The sequence below is a fragment of the Cyanobium sp. NIVA-CYA 375 genome (genome assembly GCF_056108345.1).
Map to the genome: position 1 here is coordinate 25,466 of NZ_JBSYHW010000016.1, position 19,938 is coordinate 45,403.

The 19,938-nt window shown below is 62.0% G+C and carries 15 protein-coding genes; 11 read left to right on the forward strand and 4 right to left on the reverse strand.

Going from position 1 to position 19,938, the window contains the following annotated elements; genetic code table 11:
* The first annotated feature begins 1 nt into the window (after position 1).
* On the forward strand, positions 2-2,086 hold the full coding sequence (locus AC01FP_RS06250) for a M3 family metallopeptidase (RefSeq protein WP_474478962.1): 2,085 nt from the start codon (positions 2-4) through the stop codon (positions 2,084-2,086).
* Positions 2,086-3,186: a phosphotransferase enzyme family protein gene (locus tag AC01FP_RS06255; protein WP_474478963.1), complete on the forward strand. Its 1,101-nt coding sequence runs from the start codon at positions 2,086-2,088 to the stop codon at positions 3,184-3,186. Before AC01FP_RS06250 ends, AC01FP_RS06255 begins: the two co-directional genes overlap by 1 nt.
* 550 nt (positions 3,187-3,736) lie before the next feature.
* Here AC01FP_RS06255 and AC01FP_RS06260 read toward each other — a convergent pair.
* The 4 genes from AC01FP_RS06260 to AC01FP_RS06275 are packed head-to-tail and all read right to left on the reverse strand — an operon-like array spanning position 3,737 to position 10,621.
* The gene (locus AC01FP_RS06260; protein ID WP_474478965.1) at positions 3,737-4,096 is read right to left on the reverse strand and encodes a dihydroneopterin aldolase; all 360 of its coding nucleotides are present in this window, start codon (positions 4,094-4,096) and stop codon (positions 3,737-3,739) included.
* A 10-nt stretch (positions 4,097-4,106) separates the two neighbouring features.
* Positions 4,107-5,408, reverse strand: a complete 1,302-nt coding sequence (locus tag AC01FP_RS06265; protein WP_474478966.1) for a glutamate-5-semialdehyde dehydrogenase — start codon at positions 5,406-5,408, stop codon at positions 4,107-4,109.
* Between the two features lie 7 nt (positions 5,409-5,415).
* Positions 5,416-6,312, reverse strand: a complete 897-nt coding sequence (locus AC01FP_RS06270; RefSeq protein ID WP_474478967.1) for an ROK family protein — start codon at positions 6,310-6,312, stop codon at positions 5,416-5,418.
* 28 nt (positions 6,313-6,340) lie between these two features.
* Entirely contained in the window at positions 6,341-10,621 is a 4,281-nt protein-coding gene (locus AC01FP_RS06275; RefSeq protein WP_474478968.1) for a translocation/assembly module TamB domain-containing protein, read from the reverse strand.
* 66 nt (positions 10,622-10,687) lie between these two features.
* Here AC01FP_RS06275 and AC01FP_RS06280 point away from each other — a divergent pair, with 66 nt between their 5' ends.
* The 9 genes from AC01FP_RS06280 to AC01FP_RS06320 all read left to right on the forward strand — a co-directional run bounded on the left by AC01FP_RS06280 (position 10,688) and on the right by AC01FP_RS06320 (position 19,402).
* On the forward strand, positions 10,688-11,155 hold the full coding sequence (locus tag AC01FP_RS06280; RefSeq protein ID WP_474478969.1) for a Ycf51 family protein: 468 nt from the start codon (positions 10,688-10,690) through the stop codon (positions 11,153-11,155).
* 2 nt (positions 11,156-11,157) lie between these two features.
* Complete coding sequence (locus AC01FP_RS06285; RefSeq protein ID WP_474478970.1) at positions 11,158-11,541, forward strand: DUF4332 domain-containing protein; 384 nt, start codon at positions 11,158-11,160, stop codon at positions 11,539-11,541.
* Positions 11,542-11,605: 64 nt separating this feature from the next.
* On the forward strand, positions 11,606-11,923 hold the full coding sequence (locus AC01FP_RS06290; RefSeq protein ID WP_474478972.1) for a hypothetical protein: 318 nt from the start codon (positions 11,606-11,608) through the stop codon (positions 11,921-11,923).
* A gap of 51 nt (positions 11,924-11,974) precedes the next feature.
* Entirely contained in the window at positions 11,975-13,549 is a 1,575-nt protein-coding gene (locus AC01FP_RS06295; RefSeq protein ID WP_474478973.1) for a CocE/NonD family hydrolase, read from the forward strand.
* Between the two features lie 20 nt (positions 13,550-13,569).
* Positions 13,570-14,376 (forward strand): DUF3887 domain-containing protein, encoded by an 807-nt coding sequence (locus AC01FP_RS06300; protein WP_474478975.1) that lies wholly within the window; start codon positions 13,570-13,572, stop codon positions 14,374-14,376.
* A gap of 42 nt (positions 14,377-14,418) precedes the next feature.
* Entirely contained in the window at positions 14,419-16,743 is a 2,325-nt protein-coding gene (glgB, locus tag AC01FP_RS06305) for a 1,4-alpha-glucan branching protein GlgB (RefSeq protein WP_474478976.1), read from the forward strand.
* Between the two features lie 26 nt (positions 16,744-16,769).
* A complete protein-coding gene (hemE, locus tag AC01FP_RS06310; RefSeq protein ID WP_474478977.1) occupies positions 16,770-17,828 on the forward strand; it encodes a uroporphyrinogen decarboxylase in 1,059 nt (352 codons plus the stop codon).
* On the forward strand, positions 17,825-18,835 hold the full coding sequence (locus AC01FP_RS06315) for an NAD-dependent epimerase/dehydratase family protein (RefSeq protein WP_474478978.1): 1,011 nt from the start codon (positions 17,825-17,827) through the stop codon (positions 18,833-18,835). The genes hemE and AC01FP_RS06315 overlap by 4 nt, the downstream gene beginning before the upstream one ends.
* Before the next feature lie 225 nt (positions 18,836-19,060).
* A complete protein-coding gene (locus AC01FP_RS06320; protein ID WP_474478979.1) occupies positions 19,061-19,402 on the forward strand; it encodes a c-type cytochrome in 342 nt (113 codons plus the stop codon).
* Positions 19,403-19,938: the final 536 nt, after the last annotated feature.

Here is a 19,938-nt window from a genome sequence, read left to right on the forward strand (position 1 = left end):
CATGACCCTGAGCGCACCCCTGCCCTTGCTTATTGGTCAGGGGCTTCCGCCCTTCGAGGCGATCACGCCGGAGCAGGTAGAGCAGGCGATCCCTGCCTTACTAAGCGAGCTAAACCAATCGCTCTCCGCCCTAGAAGCCAGCCTTGAGCTGCGCTTAGGCCAATCCGAGTCTCTCCGCTGGGAGGAGGTTATGGACCCCTTGCAGCAGCTGGGAGAGCGGTTGCGCTGGAGCTGGGGGGTGGTTAGCCATCTCAATGGCGTCTGCAACACCCCAGCCCTGCGGGAAGCCCACCAACAGCAGCAGGGGGCCGTGGTGCAATTCGGCAACCGCGCTGGGCAATCGCGACCGATCTATCGGGCTCTCGAAGCGCTGCAAGCCAATCCCAGCCAGCTCGATGCCACCCAGGGCCGCATCTTGGCGGCAGAGCTTCGTGACATGCAATTGCGGGGCGTGGGCCTGGAGGGGCAGGAGCAGCAAGCCTTCAACGCCGCCTGTGAGCGGCTCGCTGAACTCGCCACTGCCTTCGGCAATCACGTGCTCGATGCCACCAACGGCTGGAGTCTGACGTTGAACAGCGAAGAGGAACTGGCCGGCTTACCAGCCAGCCTGCGGCAGTTGCTCGCCCAAGCTGCCACAGATGCCGGTGAAAGCGGCTGGCGCCTTGGGCTAGACATGCCAAGGGTGGTGCCCTTTCTAAAATTTAGTGAGCGCCGGGATCTGCGCGAAAAGGTCTACCGCGCCCAGGTGGGCAGGGCTGCCAGCGGCGAACTGGATAACAATCCTCTGATTGCCCAAATCCTGGAGCTGAAGTTGAAACAAGCCCAGCTGCTGGGCTACGCCAACTGGGCCGAGGTGAGCCTGGCCTCAAAAATGGCCGGCTCGGTGCATGAGGTGGAAGGCCTACTTGAAGACCTGCGCGCTGCAGCCTTTCCAGTGGCCCAGCAGGAGCTCGCCGCCCTTGCTGCCTGCGCTAGCCGCCACGGAGCACCAGAGGCAGCGGAGCTAAAGCCCTGGGATGTGAGCTACTGGGCAGAGGTGCTGCGGCAAGAGAGTTTCGAACTCAACAGCGAGGCGCTCAGACCCTGGTTTTCCCTTGAGCAGGTGCTGCAGGGGCTGTTTGTACTTTGCCAGCGCCTATTCGACATAGAAATAGTGGCAGCTGATGGGGAGGCGCCGATCTGGCATAGCGACGTGCGCTACTTCCGAGTGCTCGAAGCCTGTAACGGGGAGCCCCTGGCCGGCTTTTACCTTGATCCCTATAGCCGCCCTGGCAGCAAGCGCGGTGGAGCCTGGATGGATGAATGCCTCGGCCGCTCCCGCAGCGCCAGCAGTGAGCTTGTGTTGCCGGTGGCCTACTTGATCTGCAACCAGAGCCCACCGGTTGGCGACACCCCCAGCCTGATGACCTTCGACGAGCTCGAAACCCTCTTCCACGAATTTGGTCATGGCCTCCAGCACATGCTCACCACGGTGGAGCGGCCCCAGGCCGCCGGAATCAACAACGTGGAGTGGGACGCTGTAGAGCTACCCAGCCAATTCATGGAGAACTGGTGCTACGACCGGGCTACCTTGATGGGCATGGCACGGCACTGGCAGAGCGGCGAACCGCTACCGGAGGCCGAATACCAAAAGCTGCTGGCAGCCCGCACCTTCATGGCTGGCGGCGCCACCCTGCGCCAGGTGCACTTGGCCCTCACCGATCTACGCCTGCACAGCCAGTGGACCCCCGACAGCGGTGAGAGTCCGGATCAACTGCGCCGCCACATCGCTGCCACCACAACTGTGTTGGAGCCCATAGCCGAGGATGCCTTCCTCTGCGCTTTTAGCCATATATTTGCCGGCGGCTATGCAGCCGGCTACTACTCCTACAAGTGGGCCGAGGTGCTCAGCGCCGATGCCTTCAGTGCCTTCGAGGAGGTGGGCCTGGAGCAGGCGGAGGAGATCGTGGCCACCGGCCGCCGTTTCCGCGACACTGTTTTAAGCCTCGGCGGCAGCCGCTCCCCAGCTGAGGTGTTTGAAGCCTTCCGGGGGCGCCAGCCAAGCAGCGAGGCGCTTATCCGCCATTCCGGCCTGGTGGCCGCCTGATGGCCACTCCTGCACCGGAGCTGGTGGCGGTCGCCGAGGCCTTCGACCTGCCTGGGCCAGTGACAGCAATTGCGCCCCTCGGCAACGGCAACGTCAACGACACCTATTTATTGGAGGTGCAATCGGGGGGCGCAACTGCAGGCCACTACGTGTTGCAAAGGCTCAATACCCGGGTGTTTCCCCAGCCGGAGCTGGTGATGCAAAACCTGGAGGCGCTCAGCGCCCACGCTGAGCAGCATCCTCTGATCGGACAACGATGGGAAGTCCCGCGCCTAATCGCCAACCGTCTTACCGGCCGACCCTGGCTATGGGCAGAGGGTCAGTTTTGGCGGCTACAGAGCTTCATCGAAGAGGCCGTGACTGTTGAGGCGATCACGAACCAAGAGCAGGCCCGGCAGGTGGGTCGGGGCCTGGGTCTATTTCACTTCCTGATCAGCGACCTGCCCCCAGAGCGACTTGCCGATACCCTGCCCGGCTTCCACGTCACACCCACCTACCTGGCGGCCTACGACCAAACCTTGCTTTGCAACCCAATAGGTCAGGACGATCGGGAGCAATGGTGTGCGGCATTCGTGGAGCAACGCCGCGAACTGGCCCCGATCCTTGAGGACGCCAAGGCAGCGGGCCTTCTGCCGCTGCGGCCTATCCACGGCGACCCCAAAATCAACAATGTGATGCTCTGCGCCCACACGGGAAATGCCGTGAGCTTAGTGGATCTAGACACCGTCAAGCCAGGCCTGGTGCACTACGACATCGGCGATTGCTTGCGTTCAGCCTGCAATCCAGCGGGGGAAGAAGCAGGTGAAATTGATAGCGTCAAATTTGATCTCAATCTCTGCGAGAACCTCCTAAAGGGCTACCTGGACGCGGCAAGAACATTCCTAAGCGAATCGGACCTAGATTACATCTACGTGTCGGTAAGGCTACTCAGCTTCGAGCTAGGCCTGCGCTTTTTAAGCGACCATCTAGCTGGCAATCTCTACTTTCGTACGACCCATTCTAACCACAACCTCCATAGGGCTCTAGTGCAATTTCGTCTCACCGAAAGCATTGAGGCCCAGGAAGAACAAATTCGGCAGATTGTGGCAAAACTGCGATGAGCAGCACTAGCTTCAAATTGATTCCCCATGCAGCCGGGATGCAAGGAGTTGCTGCCACCTACTCACTCCATGGCCAAATCAGTGTGCTTAAGAGCACTCTGCAGATCACATATCAACTTGAGGGCGATCTGGCTGAGTTGAGGATCCCCAATTGTAGCGGCCAACCGCTGCGTCAAGATCTGCTTTGGCAAGCCACCTGCCTGGAATTCTTTCTGGCTGCTGCAGGCAACAGCGACTATTGGGAGTACAACCTTTCGCCCGCTGGAGATTGGAATGTTTACCACCTTGATAGCTACCGGAAAGGGCTAGCTGAGGAACCTGCCTACAAGCAGCTGCCCTTCAACGTGATACGCAACAACAAACAATTGTGCTTGAGCCTTACTTGCGCGCTGCCACCTGCGCTAATTACGCCAACAGCTACTGCAGGGCTCGAAGTTGGGGTTTCCGCCGTGCTCCAAAGCTCCAGCGGGGAGCTGACCTACTGGGCCGTGGCCCATCCCGGCAGCGAACCTAACTTCCATCACAGAGAGGGATTCTGTCTCAAATTGGCCTAGTGATGCCGGCTGCGCCGCACTGCCACAACCCCGTCAAAGCCCGGCACCGGAGCGTGGCATTTGCGTAGTTCAAGGCGGATCGGCACCGGGCCATAGAGCTCCTCGATCCGATCGAAAATCCTTTCGCTGTAGTGCTCCAAGGTTTGGCAGATCAGGCTGCGGGCCTGCTGTTGCAGGGCAGTGATCAACTGGCTGTAGTCGAGGGTGTCGCCTAGGGCATCACTGAGCCCAGCAGCGCTGAGATCCACGCCCAATTCCAGATCCAGCTCAAACCACTGGCCTTCCCTGCGCTCGAAATCGAGCACCCCCACATGGGCCCAAAGCCGCAGGCCACGCACCTGAATCGCATCGCTCATGACAGGAAATTCAAAGGGGCAGAGGGCGATGGCTGAACTGACGAACCCCGCTGGCGTAATCGGCGGCGACATGGCCCTCGCCACGCAGCCGGTAGCGGTAGGTGACCAAACCCTCCAGCCCAACCGGGCCGCGGGGGGGCATGGTTTGGGTGGAGATACCTACCTCGGCGCCAAAGCCGTAGCGGAAGCCATCGGCGAAGCGGGTGGAGCAGTTGAGATACACCCCGGCACTGTTGACCGCAGCCAGGAAGCGGTCGGCGGTGGCGGCATCTCCGGTGCAGATCGCATCGGTGTGACGGGAGCCGTAGCGGGCGATGTGGTCGAGGGCTGCCTCGAGGTCGGGAACGACCTTCACACTCAAAATCAGGTCGGAATATTCGGTGCTCCAGTCTTCGTCTGAGGCGGCCTGGCTCACCCCCAGCTCCATGGCAGCGTCATCGCCGCGCAATTCAACCCCTGCTGCCCCAAAGGCCAGCACGGCCCTAGGCAGAAACGCCGGGGCAATCGCCGCGTCAACCAGCAGGGTCTCGATCGCGTTGCAAGCTGCCGGGTATTGGGTTTTGGAATCCAGCGCCACCTTCAGAGCCAGCTCAAGGTCGGCAGCCCGATCCACAAACAGATGGCAGATGCCATCGGCATGACCCAGCACCGGAATCCGGGTGTTGTCCTGGATGAAGCGCACCAGGGCATTGGAGCCCCGGGGAATGATCAGGTCCACCAGGCCGTCGAGCTTCAGCAGCCCCAGGCTTTCCTCCCGACTCGTGAGCAGCTCCAGGGCTTCGGGGTGCACCGCACTGGCGGCCAGGCCACGGCGCAGCGCTGCATGGATGGCCTCACAGCTGCGGCTGGCTTCGCGGCCACCCTTGAGCAGGGCGCCGTTGCCGGAGCGAATTGCCAAGGAGGCGATCTGCATCACCGCATCTGGCCGCGCCTCAAAGATCACGCCCAGCACTCCCAGGGGCACCGTCAGCCTCTCCAGCACTAGCCCCGCATCTAGCTCGGTGTGCAGCTGACGGCGGCCAACCGGATCGGCAAGCTCCGCCACCTGGCGCACACCCGCGATCGCCCCTGCCAATTTGGGACCATCGAGCTTGAGCCGGGCCACCAGCGCCGGCGCCAGCTCCTCGGCGGCAGCGGCCTCAAGATCGGCCTGGTTGGCGGCCAAAATGGCTTCACTGCTCTGCGCTAGGGCTTCTGCCATGGCCAGCACGGCCTGACGGCGCTGGCCATCGTCGAGTTGGCCCAAGGCCATGGCGCCCCGGCGCACCTGGGCGGCACGGGCCAGCAGGTCTGGGGAGGGATCAGCAATCATCAAGCCATCATCCCAAGCTGGGCGCCAAACGTTGCAGGGCCAGGCGGGCCGCCCCCAGCCGGCCGGCTCCGTTGCCGAGGCTGCAGCGACGAATCGTCAGGCCCTCCCGGCTGGCCGCCTGCACCCGCTGCTCCACCTCTTGCCACACCGCTGGCAGGAAGTGATCGCTGGCGCCGCTGAGGCCACCACCAATCAGCACAAGCTCCGGAGTTAGCACGTAGAGCAGGGAGCTCAACCCAAGCCCCAGCAGCTTGCCGTAGGCCCGCCACACCGCCAGGGCCTCGCCATCACCGCCAGCGGCCCGGCGGCAGAGTTCGGCCGGATCCACGCTTGAGAGGCGATCGAAGCCGCGGCGACTGCAGAAGGATTCAAGGGAGCCGTTGTTACCGCTGTTGCAGGGCGGACCAGCGGGATCGAGGCCTATTAACCCGGGCTCGGCTGCCGCCCCCCGATGACCGGTAAATAACTGGCCATCAAGCAACACCGCACCGCCCACGCCCGTGCCCAAGGTGAGCAGCAACACATCGCCAACCCCGCGGGCGGCCCCTAGCCAGTGCTCACCGATCAAGGCGCAGTTGGCGTCATTGGCCAGGGTCACAGGCCGCTCTAGCAGGGGTTCGAGCCAGTTGGCCAAGGGCACATCCAGCCAACCCGGCAGGTTTATGGCAATGCGCGCCACCCGGCCGGCCTGGTCGCTCGGCCCGGGGTGGCCCACCCCAACCCGATCGGCCAGCCGCTCGGGATCAAGTTGCTGCACCGCCGCCACGATCGCCGTTGTCACGGCACCAGGGACCGCTGGTTGGGGCGTGGGCACCTGAAGCTCGGCTAGCAGGTCGCCGGCTTCGCTGAAGCGCCCCAACTTGATGGCGCTGCCACCGAGATCTACTCCGATCAACTGGTTCATTCGAATCGCTGCATAAGCACAGGCATGCTCAGAAGCGGAAAAACAGCTGCAACTGGGTCTGCCAGGCACCTTGAGCGTCGACGGCCCCCTGCAGGTTGAGCAATTCTGAGGCCTTGAAATTCAGATTTAATTGGGGGGGCACGTCGGAGCGGTTGGGGGCGGCCAACACAGATGCATTGAAGCGCTCCGTGATATCAAGTCCAATTTCTGCTCCCAGCACCAGCTGGGGCGGCACCCGGCCTGAGCGTCGTTCGGCGCCGCTGGCCACACCCTGGTTCACGTAGGTGGGATAGAGGGCAAAGCTGAGCCGCTGGCCGAAGGCATCGCCGAGAGTGCCGAGCAGGGGCGAGAGCAGGGTTTGGCCTAGGGCGGTAGCCAGCACGGTGCCGCCTGCCGAACCCGCCAGGCCCGCCAGGGTATTGCCGCCGATTAGGGCAAGCAGCCGATCTTCCGAGAGCGGCGGCGAACTGCGCAGCACCAGGTTGTCGGCAAGCCGGTCCGCCGGTCCGCTCACACTCAGGAAAACTCGCACCAAGTTGAGCTGGTCGAGGGAGTTGGTGGCGCCAACCGCCTGAAAGTCTTGCAAAGACAGGCTGCCGGCTGTCCCAACACCACTGGTGGTCGGCAGGTTGTCGGAGACCCTGGTGCGCAGCGAGATGTCTAGAAAAGGAATCAACCCCATCGAAGGTGTGAACACCGCAACGTTTGGGGAGTCGGGGTCGAGACCAAACGTGGTGGTGAACAGGTTGAGTCGCCCCTTCAGCAAGCGCACCACGCCCTGCAAGCGCAGGCTTGGGTCCAGGCGCCCATTGAGCCGCAACAACCCACTGGTGCCAAAGCTGGCCAGGTTGGGGATGCCCACCTTCAGGTCGGGGCCCAGCTTCAGCTTCAGGTCGTCGAAACCTACAAAGCTCGCATTAGGCACGGCGGCCCGCAGGGCCTCACTGGCGTTGCTCTCCACATCGGGACCGAGCAGTACCAAAGGCTGGTCGTAATCCCAGCGGGATTCGAGCAATTCAGCGGCGCTGACTACTGGTGCCGCCAAATTGGCTTCACTGGCTAGTTGGGCAGGCTGAACGTTGACGCTGCCCCGGGAGATAGCTAGCTCCCCGCCGATATCAAGGGCAGCAAGACTGCCCCCAATTTGGAGGGACCCATCAGCCACAGCCTTGATCCGAGGCATGGCGAAGGGCACCTTTTCGAGTTCCACCGTCAGGGTGGCGTCTTTGCCATCGGCGGTGGCCTCAGGGCGAAACAGCCCCAGGCTTCCTTGACCGCGCACCACTCCCTTATCTCCCACCTTGGCGTTGAACTCCTGAAGCAGGAGCTGCTCAAAGTCGAACAGCACAGTCGCTTCGACGTCACGAACCTTTTGGCCGATGAATTGCAGCTGAGCGCCCCGGAAACGCAAAAAACCATTAGCGATTGGCTCGCGAACGCTGCCGCTTACCAGCAGCTGCAGGTCGCCGCTGCCCTGATTCCACTGCAGGGCCGGCTGGGCAAGCCCCGCTAGGAAGCGCAGGCCGTCGTCGCGGCTGGCCAGGCGCAATTCGAGACCTTGTTGCTCTGGGCCTAAGGGCACAACTCCCGCCAATTCGACGCTGCTCGAAGCCCCGGCCGCCCGCAAAGAAAGATCCAGGAGCAGTCGGGCCTGCTCCAGCTGAATGGCGCCACGCTCCAGCAACAGGACCGTTTCCCCCAGATAACCATCAACCAATGTGAGGTTGAGGGCAAGCTCAGGCTGGGGAGTGCCGAGGAGATAGCGCCCCTGGCTAGATAGGCGACCCCGCAAGCCGGCGGGGATGGGCGTCAGCAAAGCCAACAGCTCAAGCGGCAGGTCGGCCAGGCTGAAATTGCCAGCCCCCCGGCGTAGGGGTCCGGTGAACTTCACCAGCACCGGCACAGAAGTCAGGGGCTGGTCCTGGTTTGCCTCAGGCAACCAGAGGTGGGCACGGGCCTGGAGGTCGGCGCGGGCATCTAGCAGGCTGGGTCCGTCAAGGCGCAGGTCTGCGTCGATGTGACCTGCCAGCTGCTGCAGTCGCTCCTGGGGGCTGCTTTGACGGTCACGCTCCAGCCGCGCAGCGCCCAGCCGAGCTCGAGCCAGCTCCAGGGCCCGCAGCTGGTCCTGCACGCTGCCGCCAAAGGTGTCAATAAGTAGGGTGCCGATGTCGCTGGCCTGGCCCAGGATCGGCGCGCCCTCGCCGCGCCACAGGGGCCAGGCCTGCACCAACTGCTGCAAAAACAGCGGCGGTAATCTCTCACCCTGCAGGCGGGCTCGGAAGGCGCCATGCCAGACGCCACTCCAATCAATGGCAAGGTTGCCCCCAGCAAGAGGAGAGATAGCTCCTTGGGCTGAGTAGCGACGCTTGGCGTAGCGGAAATTTGCCTGGGCCGATTTCCCCCAAACGCCCAAAAACACTGGCCGATCCAGCTGGGCGTTGCCGTTGAAGGCCAGGGGCTGGAGTTCAAGCAAGCCCTGGCCGCTCAGTCGGGCTTGCAGGGGCTGCCGCCGGGACTTGGGTCCTAGGGCCAGCTGCAGTCCATCCAGGGGTAACTGGTTCGCCTGCCAGCGGTAGCCCCGAGGACGGCCGTTGAGCTCCAGCGTTCCGCCGGCCCGTTCGAGGCGCACCTGGCGAGGTACCCAGCGGGAATCAATGCGGGCATTGAGCACCCCTACCGGCGCTGGGGCGAGGGCTTGCATGCGTAGGCGCCCACCACCCGCCGGATCACCAAACCACTGGCCCTGCCAGTTTTCCCGCAACCTCAAGGGGCCGGCGCCGGGCTGGTCGATCCGGAGATCCAGATCCGGGGTCAAGGCATTGAGAGGGCCCCTCACCCGGCCGGAGGCTTGCAACATTCCCTGCACTTGGGCTCCCACGAGCAGTTCGAGCCGCTCGAGTGGATAGCGATCGAGGTCCAGTCTTAGGTCGAGCTGACCTGGCACTAGTCCCTTGCCTGTGTTTAGAGCCAGGGGCAGCACCCCACTGGCCCTGAGATGGGCACTGGTGAAACGCTGCAGCACTAAGCGCTGGTCACTCCAGTCCAAAACGGCATCCCAACGACCCAGCAGCGGATTGTTGGACTGGCCAAAGCGTGCCTGCAGCTGGGGCAGACCCAACGGCCCCCTGGCCGTCAGCAGCCCACCCACCTGTTGGTCCAACACCCAGGTGGGGGTGCCGGCTTGCAGGGGGAGGTCATCGGGTCGGAGCAACCAGTTTCCAGTCAGATCAAGGCGATTGGCCAAACTGCCGCGGAGCCTTAGCCAGGAGCTGCCGCGGGCCAACTCCAACTGGCGCAACCGCAGCTGGTTTCGCTGCCAGATCCCCTCAAGCCGCACCGTGCCCTGCAGGTCCTTGCCCCCCGGTGCTCCCCAGCGCCAAATAGTGCGATCTAATTCGAGAGCTTGGCCCCGGCAGCGCAGCTTGCTGAATGGCAGATCTAGCCGGGACACCCCCGCAGTAGGCCGCCAGCGCAATTGGCGCAGCTGGGCTTCGCCTCGACAAAAGGGTTGGAGATCTCGCCACTCCAAAAACAGCGTGCCATCTGTGCGACCAGCTAGCTGACCCGGCAGGCCGAACAGGCGCTGCAGCGATGCCAGCTGCAGCGCGTCGGCCCGGAGCGTTCCAGCCCAGATCTGACTTTGCCAATTTCCCTGAAGCTGTATGGCCAGCGAGCCAGCGGTCTTATCGGTACGCAACCGACCCGCCAGCTCGACCTCCCGGCGATGGAGCCGCGCCGCACTTCGGCCGGTGAGGCGGAGGTTCATACCGGACGGCAGCAGGTTGACTACGGCCGGATCAACCAGGCGCAGCCTCAGGTCCAAGCGCGGCGGCGGCTTGGTGCCTGCATCAAGTCGCCCAGGCACCCAATACTGACCTTTGGAGTTGCGGCGCAACTCAGCGCGCACTCCGGCCAGGCCCACATGCAGCACCGGCAAGCGCTGGCGCAGGCTGGCCAGGGGGTCCAGGCTCACCAAGATGGAATTTACTAAAACAGTCGAGCCGTCCAGCCGACCAGGGGCGATGCGACTGGGCCCGATGCGCAGACCTCCCCAGTCGAGACCCTGATAGTCGCCAAGCTCAACGGGATGGCCGAGCAGCTGGCTCAGCGGCTGCTCCACCTGGGGTCTCCAGTGCTGGTAGAACTTTCTTAGGGCTTGATCACCGCCCCAAACAAGCAACATCAAGGCTGCGCCACCTCCAGCCAAAGCCGCCAGTAAGGGGTAGCCCCAGGGGCCTGGGCGGGGGGAGGGGGCGAGTGGTGTCGAAGCAGGAGCTGTACCGGGGTTTTGTTCTGGCAACTCCGCCATTCCCGTGGGCTGCCAACCCTTGCAACCGACGCAATATAAAGGCATCAAACCAATCAACCAGCCCCCATGGCCGCTGATCCGATCCTCCTAACAGCGGGCAAATGGCTTGGAGCCGCCAGTGGGGTTCTGGCGTTGACGACGATTACGGGTTTTCTGAGTCGCTGGGGGATTCGCTTTCGGCTGGTGGGTGTCACCAGTTTCACGGCCCTGCTTGCTGTCTCCTGCCTGGCCTTCGCGGTGAGCTACACCCCACGGGTGCAGGTGGCTGGTGCAGTGAGCGTGCCGATTGTTTTTGACAACGGCATCGATCTTGTTGTGGCAGCAGCTCCAGACGACCTGGCGAACGCGAACGCATCCCCTACCGTTCAGCAGGTAGCCCAAAACCTCAGGGGTGGGGGGCGCAGCAGTGCCGACAACCTGGTGCATGTGCGACTTCGCCGAGTAGAGGCTGTCGCCCCGGGTCTCAGCAAGCCGGTTGTGCTGGCGGAGGCCACCCGCAATCTGGTAAGCGGTGTCGTTCAGCTACAGCCGTAACCATGTGGCAATTGCCGATTCACTTTCAGCGAGAGCAACGCCAGTTGGAGCTTGCCGGCATCGACGATTGGCCACAGATGGCCGATCTCAAGGACCAGGACCTACGCCGGCTTGGCCGCAACGGCGGCGCTAGCGAGGCTCGGCTGATCAAGCTTCGGGGCCAGGCCCGGCTAGTGGTGGAAGTGGGGCTGGAGCCGGCAGATGCTGCCCTGCTGCTCTATGCCGGCATCGCCAGCAGTGCCGGATTGGCGGCTAGTGACCCGCACAAGCTACTGGTTCAGATGGGCCGGCTACAGCGAAGCCTCACTGGCATGGCTTCCCCTCTGCTCGATCTGGCCACCCTGCGCAGCTGGATCTTGCGAGCCCAACGCCGCCCCACAAACTGATCCAGAGCAGGCTCCAGGCGCCGCCCTCAGTGGTTCAAATGGAATGTATATGGGGCCCAATCAGGTGACGAATCTCCACTCCCCCACGATTTTTTCGGCCTGCCTCCGCAAAACGGCCGGCCTCGTACCGGCCCTGCTGATCAGCCTGGCTGCCGCATGGGCACCTGCCCTGGCCCAATCCCAGCTGCTGGAATCTGTAAAGCAAAACCCGGCCAGGGCTAAGGCGCTTTGTAGCAAGTTTCAGGAATTCAACGCCCAGGGGCTTTCAGCCACATCCCCAACGGCCGTAGGCCAGATCGCCCGCCAACAAAATCTCAGCCCCATGGACTCTGAGGTGCTGATCACCTACGTGATTGGGTTGTATTGCCCCGATGTGCGCTGAGTGAGCAGCCCGGCGCCAGGCCCACTCAGGGCTCAGTGGCGAGATGAGGCAATGGACTGCCGGGATGGCACCCAGCTTATTAGCCGTGTATGGCGGCCAGCTGGCCCGGGGCCATGGCCGGTACTGCTTATGCGCCAGCCGTATAGCCGGGCGATCGCTTCAACCGTTACCTATGCCCATCCCAGCTGGTACGCAGCCCATGGCTTTCTGGTAATTGTTCAGGATGTGCGCGGTAGGGGCGGCTCGGCTGGAAATTTCCAGGGCTTCCAGCAGGAGGCGGCCGATGGCGCTGACTGCATCCGCTGGGCCAGGCAACTGGCGGGCAGTAATGGGCGACTGGGCTGCTACGGATTTTCTTACCAGGGACTTACCCAGCTACAAAGCGACGACGCGGCGGCCCTGCCCGACTGCCTGGCCCCAGCTATGGCCGGTTTGGACGAGCGCAGCGACTGGGCCTGCGAGGGAGGAGCCCATTGGTGGGCCCTAGGCCTCGGCTGGGGACTGCAATTGGCGGCACTGCGCTGCCAAAAGATTGGGAACGGGGCCGGCTGGTTGGAGATCCGCCGCAGCCTCGACTCGGGCGCCTTTCTGACGGAAGGCTTTGACCTGCTTAAGCGCCATGACCCCCAAGGCATGGCCTGCCGCTGGCTGCAGCTCCCGGGAAGCCAGGCCCACAGGTGGGTTCGCCATCAACCATGTACGGCTTTGTTGCAGCGTCCAATGCTGCTGATCGGTGGCTGGTACGACCCCCATCTACGCGGCATCTTGAATCTCTTTGAGCGTGCTCGCGCTGCTGGTGGCTCGCCGCTGCTGCGAATTGGTGCCTGGACCCATCTCGACTGGCACGGTGGCCTGGACCGATTGCAATTGGCTTTTTTTCAACACCACTTGCAGGATCAAACCGCTACTGAACAGCTCGGCTCTGCCGTTCTCTTGGAGAGAGTTGCCCATGAAAACGGACAGCAGCCAAGCCGCCATTGGCAGGCTCCTGCTCCCTGCGATAAAGCCCTGGGTTGGGGCCTGCGTACTGGCGGCCTGGCTGCGATCGACGCGGAGGAGGGCGAACTGCTGCTCAATCAATTTGGCAGTGGCGTGGTTGTTCTGGTGCACGATCCGTGGCGGCCAGTTCCAGGCAGGGGCGGCCACCTCGGCCTCGATCCAGGCCCCTGTGAACGCGGCGACCTAGATCGCCGCCCTGATGTGATTTGCTTCACCAGTCCACCTCTACGTGCCCCTCTGGAGCTGGAAGGAAGGCCCCTATTGACCATTGCTGTGCGAGCCGACCAACCCAGCTTTGACCTTTGTGCAGCGCTCTCGGTGGTGGATCGCCAGGGGGGGGTGCTCCAACTGAGCACAGGCGTGGCCAGGAACCAGACGCTGGCCGGTGAGGAGTCGAAGCTGCAAGTTCAATTGCAGCCCCTGCTAATTGAACTCGGCCTCGGGGAACGGTTGCGACTCTCCCTAGCGGGATCGGCCTGGCCTCAGATTGCCGTAAACCCGGGCGATGGCCGCGAGCCCCTCGGCCCTGTTGGCCCGCAGCATCGAGTGATCACGCTGGAGTTCGAACTGGCTGCTTCCCAATTGCAGCTGCTCCCCCTCTTGAATGACAAATTTGGGGCACACTGAGTCAAATGTTTGTTTTTGCGATGTCGCTGCGCCGCCTGCGCCCTGCTCAACAGCCCCAAGCTCTCAGCCGCATGGCTCTTGGCATGCTTTCGCTGGCCACCGGGCTGAGCATCACCATGGCGGCTCTGCCAGGAGCATCAGGCAGTGCGGCTTTGGCCCAGAACCAGAGCAGCGGCGTCGATCGTCCAGCCCTCAGCGTCGAAGCAGCCCGCACCGCCGCCAATCGCGTCTTGGCAGCAGTTAAAAGCCGCGATGCCAACTTGCGCTACAGCCAGTTCTCGGAGGAACTCAAGGCAGTCAGCAGCCCTTCAATGGTGGCGGAGTCAATCCGCACCCAGCCGAAGCTGTTGAGCTGGACCTTGCTCAGCGTGCAAGGGGGTCTACGCAACACCACCGTTGAGGCCAGCCTCACCACAAGCAGGGGCAAGCGAGACCTTTTCATTCTGCTCAACCCTGATGGCAAACTCGCCGGTTACCACCTGGATGTCACCGATGAGGCCCCCAGCGTGGTTGCTAAGAATTTCGTCACTGCCCTCAGCAGCGGCCACTTCATCTCAGCCCGCAGCTTTTTGAGCGTGCAACTGCAGAAGGATGTTTCAGCCAGCACCCTGCAGGCGCGCTGGCAGGAGCTGCAACGTCAAACCGGCGAATTCGTACGCATCCGCAAAGTGGTGGTTGCCGAGGGCGGTGGCGATCAGCGCCTAGTGCTGGTCAACACCGATTTCAATCGTCTTAGCGATTCCCTCTTTGTGATCCTCAATGCCAACAACGACATAATCGGCGTCGACTTTCCCAGCGATCCAACCGCCCCCAAGCAGGTGCCCTGAGCCCTAAGCCGCCTAAGCTCGCTTGCCTATCGCTGCTGGTACATGTCCTTGCTCACCCTTAACTGGATGGCGGAGGATTGCCAGCGTCTGGCTGAATGCCGGCATGATCACCCGTTTGCGGTGCTGGGTTCCCAGCCCCTCGAGTCTGGAGGTTGGGTGCTGAGGGTCTGGATGCCTGAGGCAGAGAGCGTCGAGCTGCTGATCGATGGCCAATCGCTATCGATGGCCACCCCGAACCATCCTTGGATTTTCGAGGCCCCTTGGAGCAGTGATCCTGGCACTGCTTACCAGGTGCGCGTCAAGCGCGGCGGCATCGAACATCTGCAACACGATCCCTGGTCGTTTCGCCATGAATGGATGGGCGAACTGGATCGCCTGTTGTTTGCGGAGGGCAACCACCACCACATTTGGCGCCGCATGGGTGCCCATGTGGTGGAGCACAACGGCATCAAGGGCGTGCAGTTTTGCCTCTGGGCCCCCAATGCCCGCAGCGTGGCGGTGCTTGGTAATTTCAACAGCTGGGATGGCCGTCACCATCCAATGCAGGCAAGGGTGGGCGGTTCCTGGGAGCTATTCATTCCCGGGTTACAACCCGGCGAGATATACAAATACGAGGTGCGAGCCCAAAACGGCCACTGTTACCAAAAGGCCGATCCCTACGGGTTCCGCCATGAGGTGCGGCCAAATAACGGCTCGATCGTCGAATCCCTTGCCGGTCACCAGTGGCAAGACGCTGCCTGGATGCAGGTACGGGAAAGTCGCGACCCCCTCGACCAGCCTGTGTCTGTGTATGAAATGCATCTGGGCAGCTGGATGCACGGCGCTGCCGACCAGCCCTACATCGAGCCTGACGGTACGCCGAGAGCACCGGTGCCTGCAGCCGACCTCAAGCCCGGCGCTCGCCTGCTCACCTACCCGGAGCTAGCCGATCGGGTCATCCCCTATGTCAAGGCCCGCGGCTTCACCCATATCGAACTGATGCCCATCTCCGAGCATCCCTTTGATGGTTCTTGGGGCTATCAAGTCACTGGTTGGTACGCCCCCACCAGTCGCTTCGGCAAACCCGATGAGTTCCGCGCCTTCGTAGACCGTTGCCATGCCGAAGGCATCGGCGTGATTCTGGACTGGGTGCCAGGCCACTTCCCCAAAGATGCCCACGGCCTAGCCTTCTTTGATGGCGCCCATCTTTATGAGCATGCCGATCCTCGCATCGGCGAGCATAAAGAATGGGGCACCTTAATTTTCAACTACAGCCGCAATGAAGTGCGCAACTTCCTTGTGGCCAACCTGGTGTACTGGTTCGAGGAGTTCCATATCGACGGCATCCGCGTCGACGCGGTGGCTTCAATGCTTTATCGCGACTACCTACGCCCAGATGGTGAGTGGTTGCCGAATGAACATGGCGGCAGGGAAAATACCGAGGCTGTCACCTTCTTGCAGCAGGCTAACCATGTGCTGTTCGAGCATTTTCCTGGAGTGCTCTCGATCGCTGAGGAATCCACCACTTGGCCCATGGTTACCCAGCCCACCAATATTGGCGGCCTCGGCTTCAACCTTAAATGGAACATGGGCTGGATGCACGACATGCTCGATTATTTTGAGCTAGATCCCTGGTTCCGCCAGTTCCACCAGAACAACGTCACCTTCTCAATTTGGTATGCCTTCACCGAGAACTTCATGCTGGCGTTAAGCCATGACGAAGTGGTGCATGGCAAGAGCAATCTGCTGCACAAAATGCCAGGTGACGACTGGCAAAAATTTGCCAACGTGCGGGCCCTGCTGGCATATATGTGGACGCACCCAGGTAAGAAAACCATCTTTATGGGGATGGAATTCGGCCAGCGAGCTGAGTGGAATGTGTGGGGAGATCTGCAATGGGATCTGCTGCACCACGACTCCCACCAGGGGTTGCAGCGTCTTGTCGACGACCTCAATGTCTTCTACAAATCGGAGCGGGCTTTATGGGGCGATGATTTCAGTGAATTTGGCTTTCAGTGGATCGATTGCAACGACAACCGGCACTCGATCATCAGCTTCATGAGGCGTGAAAGTGCTACGGGCAAGTGGCTTGTGGTGGTGGCCAACTTCACCCCCCAGAGCCATTCCCACTACCGAGTGGGTGTACCGCTGGGAGGCTTCTATGAGGAAGCCTTCAACACCGATGCTGAGCGCTACGGCGGCAGCAACCTGGGCAACCTGGGCGGCAAATTCACCGACCAGTGGGGTATTCATGGCTATGAACAATCCATTGATCTCTGCCTGCCACCCCTTTCGGTGCTTGTGTTACGCCGGGACGAAATCCGCAGCCAGCAGATGGATGAAGACACCTGTGACGAAGCCCCCGCTTTAGGGGCCCTGCTCGGGTAAGTTCTCGCTTCGCTCTGCTTGCACCCATGACGGAAACCGCCCCCCTGCTGCTGCGCGCCGCCCGAGGTGAGCAGGTGGAGCGGCCCCCGGTCTGGATGATGCGCCAGGCCGGGCGCTACATGAAGGTGTATCGCGACCTGCGCGACCGCCATCCCGGTTTCCGGGAGCGCTCGGAAAACCCCGATCTCTCCTACGAGATCTCGATGCAGCCCTTCCACGCCTTCAAGCCCGACGGCGTGATCCTCTTTTCAGACATCCTCACGCCCCTGCCGGGTATGGGGATCAACTTCGACATCATTGAGAGCCAGGGGCCCCTGATCCAGGAGCCAATCCGCAACCTCGCCCAAGTAGAGGCACTGCGGGCCTTGGAGCCGGCCGAGAGCATGCCGTTTGTGGGTGAGGTGCTTAGCCGGTTGCGTCAATCTGTTGGCAATGAAGCTGCCGTACTTGGCTTCGTGGGTGCCCCCTGGACCTTGGCCGCCTATGTGGTGGAAGGCAAAAGCAGCAAGAACTACGCCGTGATCAAGGCGATGGCCTTCCAGGAGCCGGAGTTGCTGCACAAGCTCCTAGACCACTTCGCCGAATCAATTGCCACCTACCTGCGTTATCAGATCGATTCCGGCGCCCAGGTGGTGCAGATGTTCGATTCCTGGGCCGGCCAGCTCAGCCCCATGGATTACGACAGCTTCGCGGCCCCCTACCAGAAGAAGGTGGTGGAACTGGTCAAGCAAACCCATCCAGATACCCCCTTTATCCTTTACATCTCTGGCAGTGCCGGCGTGCTTGAGCGCATGGCCAGCACTGGGGTAGACATCATTTCGCTCGACTGGACGGTCGATATGGCCGAGGGCTTGGCCCGCCTGCCAGAGCACATCGGCGTGCAGGGCAACGTGGATCCCGGATTGCTATTCGGTACCCCAGCGGCCATCCAGGCCCGCATCGACGACACCGTGCGCAAAGCCCGCGGCCGTAAGCACATTCTCAACCTGGGCCACGGCATCCTGCCGGGCACCCCAGAAGAAAACGGCCGCGCCTTCTTCGAGGCCGGCAAGAGTGTGATGGAGCGCATCGGAGCGGCTGCTTGAGCAGACCCGCGCGAGGATCCCGGCGCCAGCGGATCCTGATCACAGGGGCCAGCGGCTGCGTTGGCCAATACCTCACCGAGCAGCTTTATCGCCACAGCGATGCGGAGTTGCTGCTGCTGCTGCGTGATCCAGCCAAGCTCAAGGTTGTTTCAGCGGATGATCCCCGTATCACGCTGCTGGTCGGAGACCTACGGGATCTAACGCCCCATGCCGGTGCAATAGCCACCGCTACCCGCATCATCCACACGGCCACTGCCTGGGGCGATCCCCTCAGAGCCCAGCAGGTGAACGTCGACGCGGTCAAGCAGCTTCTGGCTTTCACCAGCCCTGTATGGCTGGAGCAGGTGATCTACTTCTCCACTGCCTCAATTTTGGATCGCCGGTTGCAGCTGCTGTCCGAGGCTGCTGAATTTGGCACCGAATACATCCAAACCAAGGCTCTCTGCCTGCAACAACTGGAGGCCCACCCCCTCGCCGCCAAAATTGTGGCCGTATTTCCCACCCTGGTTTTTGGCGGGCAGGTGGGTCCGGGCGACCGCCATCCCACCAGCTATCTCACCGCCGGGCTTAAGGAGGCAACCCGCTGGCTGTGGCTGGCTAAGTGGCTGCGCGCCGAGGCCAGCTTCCACTTCATCCACGCCGCCGACATAGCCCTGGTGTGCGCCCATTTGGCCACCCAACCCCATCAGCCTAATCCGGAGCCAAACCAGGGGGTCCTGCGGCGCCTGGTGCTCGGCCAGGAACCGATCAGTGTCAATGCCACCGTGGCCCAGCTCTGCCGTTGGCGCCGCAGCTGGCAGCCAGCCTTTGGCATCGATCTGCAGGGCTGGCTGATTGAAGCCCTGATCAAGCTGCTACGCATCGAAGTCAATGCCTGGGATCGCTTCTCAATTCGCCAGCGCCACTTTGTGCACGAGCCGGTGAGCCCACCAGAACGCTTTGGCTTGGTGAGCTACGCCCCCACGCTCCAAGCGGTGTTCGAAACCGCTGGCCTGCCGCACAGGTGAGTAACCACAGGCATGGTTGGGGCTGCTGGGCAACGACGAAGGCTTTTTGGTGTGAGCCCCATCGGGCAGCGGGGATGACCGCTGAAATCAACGTCCTGGCCCCTGGCTGATCTCTCTAGCGATCCAACTTTGTGGCAATTGTTTCGAACCTGGTTGGCAGAGGTCACATCAGCCCGGTTGGCGCCTTAATTTTGGGGAGTTGCCCATGCTTTTAAGCGCCCCCCCATGCGCCGTCTCTTCTCTCTGATCGCTCTCTGCCTGGCGCTCGTGCTGGGTGCTGCACCGAGTTTCGCTGCCGATGTGGCCCATGGTGGCCAGATCTTCTCCGCCAACTGCGCCGCTTGCCACATGGGTGGCGGCAACGTCGTTAACGCCGAGCGCACCCTCAAGCAGGATGCACTAACGGCCTACCTGGCCAACTACAGCGAAGGCCACGAAACTGCCATTGCTTACCAGGTAACCAATGGCAAGAACGCCATGCCTGCCTTCGGTGGCAAGCTCAGCGAAGGTGACATCGCCGATGTCGCCGCCTACGTCGAAGACATGTCTTCTAAGGGCTGGGCCTGATTCCCTGCCCAGGCCAACCGCATCAACCCCGGCCGAAGCTGGGGTTTTTTTGTGCAGCGGCGGCCAGTTCGCCAAGCTGAACGCCTATCAATCCCGGGCACCCGTCGCAGGAAACCGCAACCAGCATTGCAAGAAGATCCGCAGGATGATCCGCAATCCCAATGCCTCCCAAGATCACCACCTCACCGGGGAACTGACAGGGGACCCTGAACCCAACAACCAGGGTTCCACTTGAGCGGCGTGAATGGATCTGGCGGTGCACCCTGACGGGGGCCTGGGGCGAATCGAGGGGGTTGCACTCCGGAAGCCGGAGCAGTTCGTTAGCCACACCTGCGATGCATTCAGGTTGGTCCATGTAACTTAAAGTGTCAATTCATACCCAGATCAAAATTATCTATCATAATCACAATACTTTTTTTCAAATAAACCTGATCGCCGCTACGGCTGATCCAAGGATTAATGTTTGGTGATGGATGGCTGAGAAGATACCAATAATCTTCCCTTCGGTTGATCAGCGAGCCTGCTGCGGGCGTAAC